This is a genomic window from Kitasatospora sp. NPDC057518, from assembly GCF_042802075.1.
In the GTDB taxonomy this organism is placed as follows: domain Bacteria; phylum Actinomycetota; class Actinomycetes; order Streptomycetales; family Streptomycetaceae; genus Kitasatospora.
In genome coordinates this window covers 1-7,253 of sequence record NZ_JBHVEU010000456.1, presented here as the reverse complement: position 1 = coordinate 7,253, position 7,253 = coordinate 1, and the positions used below count along the sequence as shown (strand labels likewise).

General features: G+C 76.4%; 5 protein-coding genes. 2 read left to right on the top strand and 3 right to left on the bottom strand.

Annotated features, from left to right (window positions below):
- Positions 1 to 10 precede the first annotated feature (10 nt).
- Complete coding sequence (locus ACFU7Z_RS33000; protein ID WP_074005326.1) at positions 11 to 316, bottom strand: hypothetical protein; 306 nt, start codon at positions 314 to 316, stop codon at positions 11 to 13.
- A gap of 109 nt (positions 317 to 425) precedes the next feature.
- Complete coding sequence (locus tag ACFU7Z_RS32995; RefSeq protein ID WP_380781574.1) at positions 426 to 1,208, bottom strand: alpha/beta fold hydrolase; 783 nt, start codon at positions 1,206 to 1,208, stop codon at positions 426 to 428.
- Between the two features lie 142 nt (positions 1,209 to 1,350).
- On the opposite strand from ACFU7Z_RS32995, the gene ACFU7Z_RS32990 reads away from it, so the two are divergent.
- Both ACFU7Z_RS32990 and ACFU7Z_RS32985 read left to right on the top strand, forming a co-directional pair.
- Positions 1,351 to 4,356: a BTAD domain-containing putative transcriptional regulator gene (locus ACFU7Z_RS32990; protein WP_380781572.1), complete on the top strand. Its 3,006-nt coding sequence runs from the start codon at positions 1,351 to 1,353 to the stop codon at positions 4,354 to 4,356.
- Positions 4,357 to 4,490: 134 nt separating this feature from the next.
- Entirely contained in the window at positions 4,491 to 5,048 is a 558-nt protein-coding gene (locus ACFU7Z_RS32985) for a hypothetical protein (RefSeq protein ID WP_049661056.1), read from the top strand.
- 150 nt (positions 5,049 to 5,198) lie between these two features.
- On the opposite strand, the gene ACFU7Z_RS32980 is transcribed toward ACFU7Z_RS32985, so the two are convergent.
- Complete coding sequence (locus ACFU7Z_RS32980) at positions 5,199 to 7,043, bottom strand: serine/threonine protein kinase (protein WP_380781570.1); 1,845 nt, start codon at positions 7,041 to 7,043, stop codon at positions 5,199 to 5,201.
- Positions 7,044 to 7,253: the final 210 nt, after the last annotated feature.

Here is a 7,253-nt window from a genome sequence, read left to right as displayed (position 1 = left end):
GGCCGGAGGTTCAGTTGTCGTTGTTGACCTTGGTGTACGCCGCGCTGTAGCCGGTCGGGCAGTAGAGGGTGTCGCTGCCGTTGCCCATGTGCCAGAGGCCGTTGACGGTCGCCTGGCTGCCCTTGACGTTGTCGTTGTTGCAGACCAGTACCAGCTGCCAGTGGTTCTTCGTGGCGGTGGTCTGGCAGCTCACCGAGCCCCAGTTCGTCCCCTGGGTGGTGCTGCAGTACGAGGTCGCCGAGGCGGTCGGCGCCGCCATCACACCGGCGGCCACCAGCAGTGCCGCACCCGCCCCCAGAGCCGCGATTCGACGCATGGCCTTCTCCTTTGTCGTGTCCGGACAACGTGAGCGGTCAGCATGCCGAAGATGTGATCGGTTGTATCCACCGGAGACACGACTGGCCGAAACCGGTCCTTCCGCTTACCTACTGGGCGGTGGTGAGGAAGTCCAGGACGAGGGGGCTCGCGGTGGTGCGGAACTCCTCGAAGTAGGCGTGCCGGGCGCCGGGGAGCAGGTGCAGGCGGGCGCCGGGGATGCGGGCGGCGAGCAGGGGGGCGTTGGCAGCGGGGTTGAGCCGGTCGTCGGCGCCGTGGACGACCAGGGTGGGGGCGCCGATGGCCGGCAGGAGGTCCCAGGCGTCGTGCCGGTTGCTGGCCGCGAGGTGGCGGCGGCGGGCGTGGGCGGGCATGGCGGGGTCGCCGAGGGTGTGGTGCGGGCCGGGGTGGGAGTCGAGCCACCGGGGGGTGTACATCAGCTCCAGCAGGGCCTGTCGCGCGGCCTCGGGGTCGGGTTGCGCCAGGGCGCGGCGGACGTCGGCGCCGCGTTCGACGCCGTGCGGGCCGCCGGGTGAGGTGCAGCCGAGGACCAGGGCGCGCACCCGGTGCGGGTGGCGGGCGGCGAGCTGCTGGGCCACCCGTCCGCCCATGGAGGTGCCGTAGACGTCGGCCCGGTCGATGCCGAGGTCGTCGAGGACGGCGACGACGTCCCGGGCGAACTGTTCGGTGCTGTACGGGGTGTCGGGCTTGTCGCTGCCGCCGGTGCCGCGGTGGTCGAGGGTGAGGGTGGCGCGGGCGGGGTGGAAGTCGGCGCGGACCGCGTCCCACCAGTGGTGGTCGTTGGCCTGGCCGGCCAGCAGGACCAGTGGCGCCCCTTCGCCGCGCAACTGGTAGGCGATCCGGGTGCCGTCCGGTGCCGTCGCGTGCGTCACGCTCTCCCCCTCGTTCCCGGTCCGGCGGCCAGGGTATCCCCGTACTCCCGGACGGGCCCGGGGCCTCGTCCCTGACCAGGGGTGATGCGGTCGGTAAAATGCGCGGCCGGGGGATCGTGTGCGGGCGGAGGGGGATTGGCCGGTGGGTGGTTTACGGTTCACGGTGCTGGGGCCGCTGCGGGGGTGGCGGGACGGCGGCGAGCTCGTGCTCGGATCGCCGCAGCAGCGGAGCCTGTTGCTCGCGCTGCTGCTGAGGGCCAACCACCCGGTGTCGACCGGTCAGTTGGTCGACGACCTGTGGGGCGATGATCCGCCCGCCAAGCCCTCCGCCGTGATCCGGACGTACGTCCACCGCCTGCGCCGCGTCCTGGGGCCCGCCGCACCGACCACGCTCAGCGGGGGCTACCTGTTCGCCCTGGACGCCGGCGGGCTGGACACCCACCGGATCGAGGAACTCCTCGGCGAGGCGAGGGGGCTGCGCGTCGGCGGGCAGCACGCCCGCGCCGCCGCCGTGCTCCGCTCGGCGCTGGCGCTGTGGCAGGGCGAGCCGATGACCGGGCTGCCCGGCCCGTACGCCGAGCGGCAGCGCGGCGAGTGGGCCGAGCGCCGGGTGACCGTCCTGGAGTCCTGTCTGGAGGCCGAGGTCGAGGCCGGGCCGTCCGGCGAGGCCGTCGCCGAACTGGCCGCCGTGGTGGCCGAGTACCCGCTCCGGGAGCGGTTCTCCGAACTGCTGATGCTCGCCCTCTACCGGACCGGCCGGCAGGCGGAGGCCCTGGGCGTGTACCGCGCGGCGGACCGGCGGCTGCGGGCGCAGCTCGGCGTCTCGGCCGGGCCCGGGTTGCGCGAGTTGCAGCGCCGGATCCTGGTGGCCGACGCCGCGCTCGTGGCGCCCGCGCCCACCTCGGCGTCCACGTCCTCACCCTCGGCCACGCCCACCTCCTCGCCCGCACCGACGACGGCCCGGCCCGCCGCCGCGGCCCGCGCGCCGTACCCGCCGGCCGTCCGGCCGACCCAAGTCCCGGCCGACCTCGCCGACTTCACCGGCCGCGAGGCGCAGACCGAGGCGCTGCGGGCCGTCCTGCTCTCCCCCGGCACCATGCCCGTGGCGACGGTGTCGGGCCTGGGCGGCGTGGGCAAGACGGCGCTGGCCGTCCACGTCGCGCACACGCTGGCCGCGGACTTCCCCGACGGCCAGCTCTACCTGGACCTGCACGGGGCCGACGGCCGCCCGACCCGGCCCGAGGAGGCGGTGGGCGCCTTCCTGCGGTCCCTGGGCGTGCCGCCGGAGGGGCTGGCACCCGGGCTCGCCGAACGCTCCGCCCAGTTCCGCTCGTTGCTCTCGGGCCGGCGGGTGCTGGTGGTCCTCGACAACGCCCGGGACGCCGAGCAGATCAGGCCGCTGCTGCCCGGCCGGGCGGGCTGCGCCGTGCTCGTCACCAGCCGGGCCAGGCTCGGTTCGCTTCCCAACGCGCACGTCGTCGAGCTGACCGCGTTCGCCCCGCAGGAGGCCCTGGGCCTGCTCGAACGGGTGGTCGGCGGGCAGCGACTGCGGGCCGAGGCGGACACGGCCGGGGAGCTCGTGCGGCTCTGCGGCCACCTCCCGCTGGCCGTACGGATCCTCGCCGCGCGCCTCGCCTGCCGGCCGGGCTGGTCGATGGCCCGGCTGCTCGACAAGCTGGCCGGGGACCGCCGGCGGCTGGACGTGCTGCGCGCCGGGGACCTCGCCGTCGAGTCGGCGTTCCGCTTCGGCTACGACCAGCTGACGCCCGAACAGGCCCGGGCCTTCCGCCTGTTGGCGGTTCCGGAGGTGCCCGACCTGTCGCCGGGGGCGGTCGCGGCGGTGCTCGGCCTGCCGGAGCGGGAGGCCGAGGAGCTGGCCGAGTCGCTGGTCGACTGCTCGATGCTGGAGACGGCGCCGCCGGACCGCTACCGGTACCACGACCTGCTGCGCGCCTTCGCCCTGCAGCTCGCCCCGGAGGGGGAAGCGGAGGCGGAGGGGGACCGGCCGGCCGCCGTCCTCACCCGCCTGGTGGCCCATCACCACGGCGAGACCGTCGCGGCCCTCGGCCCGGCCGCCGCCCGCGCCGCCCTGCCGTTCACCGGTGCCGCCGCCCGTGGCGGTGGCTGCGGTACGGCGGCGGCCCACGGCCGCGGCGACTATCGCGGCATCGGCGCGCTGGTCGGCCAGTACGCCGCCCTCCCCGAGCCGCCCCGGCTCGACCTGGCGGCCGAACTGCTGCTCGGCTACGTCCTGTTGTGCGAGACCGGCCAGGCCGCCCGGCCGCTCGGGCACGCGGCCAAGGTGCTGCTCCACGCCGCCGTCCGCGCGGGCGACCGGACGGGCGAGGTCAGGGCCCGGCTGGTGCTCGGACGGCTGCTGACCGAGGTCGGCTCCGAACCCGCGGCCCTCGCCGAGCTGTTCAGGGCCCGCGACCTGTGCACCGCCCACGATCTGCCGGGGCCGCTGCTCGCCCTGGCCCACGCCTCGCTGGCCGCCCTGTTCGCCCAGGTCGGCCGGCCGGGCGACGCCGTCGACGGCTTCACGGCGGCGATCTCGGTGTGGGAGCGGCTCGGCGACCGGCGCTCGGTCGCGGCCGAACTGCTCGACCTGGCGGGCGCGTTCACCGGGCTCGGCCGCTCCGAGGCGGCGGTGCGCGTCGTCGACCAGTCGCTGCTGATCTGCCACGAGCTCGCCGACCACGAGCTGCAGGCGCTCGCCCTGGACTCGTTGGGGACGATCGCCCACGACCGCGGCGAGTACGAGCAGGCCCTGCGCCACCACCGCAACGCCCTGGCCCTGCTGCGGCCGGACGACCGGCGCCGCACCGGCCGTACGCTGCTGCGGCTCGCCGAATCGCTGCGCGCCGTCGGCCGCGGCGAGGAGGCGGTGGCGGCGGCCGGGCGGGCGGTGGAGGTGCTGACGCTCGACGGCGACCGCCGGGGGCGGGGGCTGGCCCTGGCGGCGCTCGGCGACGCGCTCGCCGACCACGACGCGACCGAGGACGCGGCCCGGGCGCACCGGTCGGAGGCCTACGACATCCTGGCCTCCATCGGCTCCCCCGAGGCCGCCCGGCTGCGCGAGCTGATCGGCCCGGCCCGCCCCGCCGTCCGGCCGCGCCGGCAGTGGCCGTCCTGGCTGCCGGCGTGACCCGCCGGAGGTCCGCCCGGTCCGGCGAGCCGACCTGGGGGCGCCTCCGCGGGAGGACAGGGGGACGCCGGCAGGTCCAGGGCGCGGACGAAACCGGTATCTCCGAGTGCGGGCGCCCTGGCAGACTCCCCGCCATGGCCAACTCCTACGCGCGACCGGTCCTGAGGACGGCGGACCTCGACGAGGCCCTGCGGGCCGCCGGGCGGTTGCTGGATCTCGCCGACACCCGGGAGCTCGAGGTCGACTTCGACGCGCGCGTTCCCGACGCGCGGGCCCTCGAACGGCTCCTGGGCCTCCTGCCGGGTGCCGAGTGGTGGGCCGACGGCGCCGGACACGGCTCCTCCGACAGGGGTGACCCGCCGTCGGCCCACCTCCCGGTCCGGTTGATGGGCTGGGGCATGTCCGCGGACGTGGTGCGGCCGGTCCTGGCGGCGGCGGGGGCATGCCCGGTGTCGGTCCGCTGGGACTTCTCCGGCTGGCCGGAGGCTCCCGACATCGGCCTCGGTGCCGGAGGTCCCAGGGGCGCCTACGTGACGGTCTGCGCGCATGCCCGGGACCTCGACCTGACGGAGCCGGCAGCCGACCACACGGTGTTCGTGCACGTCAAGCATGTCGAGGCCGAACGCGCCCCGTGGCTGGCGGCACGAGTCGGCCTCCAGGTGATCGGCGAGCTGGTGATGGCCCCGTGGTGACCCGGGGCCGTGGCACCGCCCACAGCGCCGCCCCGGCCCCCGGATCCCGGACGAACCCGGCGTCGTCCGCGTCGTAGTCGTACAGCTCGCCGTCGCGGCCCCGGTCGATGGCGGTCTCCGGTCGGAGCCAGGCAGTCGGCTCCCGGCGGCTCAGTTGAACGTCCACACCTGGTTCTGCGCGCCCGTGCAGGACGCCACGTGGGTCCCGACGCCGATGCCCTCGGACGTCAGGCACAGCTGGGTGGCGACGTTGGCGATCCGGTAGCCGCCCGGGACCTGCGCGATGGCCCAGACCTGGTTCCAGTCGGCCGGCGGGCTCGTCCAGATCTGCACCAGTCCGCTCCTGCGGTCCTGGTCCAGCACCTTGGTGAAGTTGCTGGAGGCGTTGCGCAGGTAGTACATCCCGTCGGCGACCCGGTCCAGCCGCCACAGCTGCGCCGCCGTGCCGTTGGCGAAGTAGGTGCCGACGGTGTTGCCGTCCTGGTCGTTGGAGGAGTAGTTGTCCAGCGCGCCGTTGGTGCCGGTGATCCGCGCCTCGGCGGGCAGTTGCGGTTTGGGCTGCGGCGTGGGCTGGGCGGACTGCGTCGGGGTCGCGGGCGTCGTGGGGGTGGCCGTTTCGCCGGGGGCGGGGCGCTCCGGGGCGGCGGAGGTCGGCGCGGGCGCGGCCGGGCTCTGGCCCACGGCGGGGGCGGGGGCCGGGGCGGCGGGCGCGGCGGGGACCGGCGCGGGCGGCGGGGCGGCGGACGTGGCGTACGGCGGGGCGGTGGCCGGTCCGGGCCCGGCGACGCGCGCGGGGCTCTCGCCGGTGCCCGGTCCGCCCGACGGTACGGGGGCCTGCGTGGGGGCGGACGGCTGTCCGGCGGGCAGGCGGCCGGCCTCGACGAGGGCGGCGGCGCCCGCCACCGCGGACCCGGCCGCGGGCCCGGCGACAGCGGCGCCGTGCGGCGTGGCGTCCCGGCCGGGCCGCACCACCGTCGCCCCGGCGGCCCCGACGACGCAGAGCAGCGTCAGTGCCGTCACCCCGGCCAGCGCCCGCAGGCGGCGCCCGGCCCGGGGTATCCGCCGGGCAACGGACCGGGCGACGGGCCGCTCCGGGCCCGACGGCGACGCCGCCTCGCCCGCCGCCTCGCCCGCCGCGAGGGCCTGGCGCAGCGCCGCGGCCATCGTCGCCGCGTCGGGCCAGCGCTCGCCGGGGTCCTTGGCCATCGCCCGCTCGACCACCGCGCGCACCGGCGCGGGCACGTCCCCGGGCAGCGGCGGGACGGGCTCCGTCAGGTGCTTGAGGATCAGTTCGAGGGCGGTCTCCCCGTCGTACGGGAGCCTCCCGGCGAGGCACTCGTAGAGGACCACGCCGAGCGCGTAGAGGTCCGCCGAGGCGGTGACCGTCCCGGTGGAGGCCTGTTCCGGTGCCTGGTAGGCGGCGGTGCCCAGCACCACCCCGGGTACGGTGAACCGGGGGTCGCAGGCGGGGCCGGCGATGCCGAAGTCCGCGATCACCGTCCGGTCGCCGTTGACCATCAGGTTGGCGGGTTTGATGTCCTGGTGGACCACCCCGGACGCGTGCGCGGCCTCCAGCGCCTCCAGCACCTGGAGGGCCAGCCGCAGCGCCTCGGCCACCGGCAGGGCTCCGCGCCGCTCCAGGACGGCGCTCAGCGGCTGACCGTCGATCAGCTCCATCACCAGGTAGCCGACCGGGCGCCGCCCGTACGCACCGCCGTGCCCGTCGCCGTGCGCGTCGCCGCTGGCCCCGTCGCCGCCGCTGTGCCCGTAGTCGTACACGCCGACGATGCCCGGGTGCCGCAGCCGGGCCATGACGCGGGCCTCGGCGTGGAAGCGCTCGGCGAAGCCGGGCTCGTCCAGCAGGGCCGGCTTCACCACCTTGACCGCCACCCGGCGGCCCAGGACCTCGTCCTCGGCGAGCCACACGTCGCCCATCGACCCGCCGCCGAGCCAGTCCACCAGCCGGTAGCGGTCGGCGAGCACGGTGCCGCGCAATGCTTCTCCCTGAATCGAGCCCGAGGGGGCCGGAGCGGATCCGGGGGCCGGCCCGGTCCCCTGGGCGCGCCCTGGTCCGGGACGCCCTCCGAGGATCGTGGCACCGGCTGATAGTTACTGACTTGCCATCATATGAATGATGTTCAGCTCGGGCCATCACCACCCCGCGCCCGCGGCACCACGGACGGCGGGGCGGCACCGCAGTGCCGC

Bases quoted from the DNA above. Each gene is read 5' to 3' on its own strand.
- ACFU7Z_RS32985 (WP_049661056.1), top strand. From the start codon at position 4,491: ATGGCCAACTCCTACGCGCGACCGGTCCTGAGGACGGCGGACCTCGAC.
- ACFU7Z_RS33000 (WP_074005326.1), bottom strand. From the start codon at position 316: ATGCGTCGAATCGCGGCTCTGGGGGCGGGTGCGGCACTGCTGGTGGCC.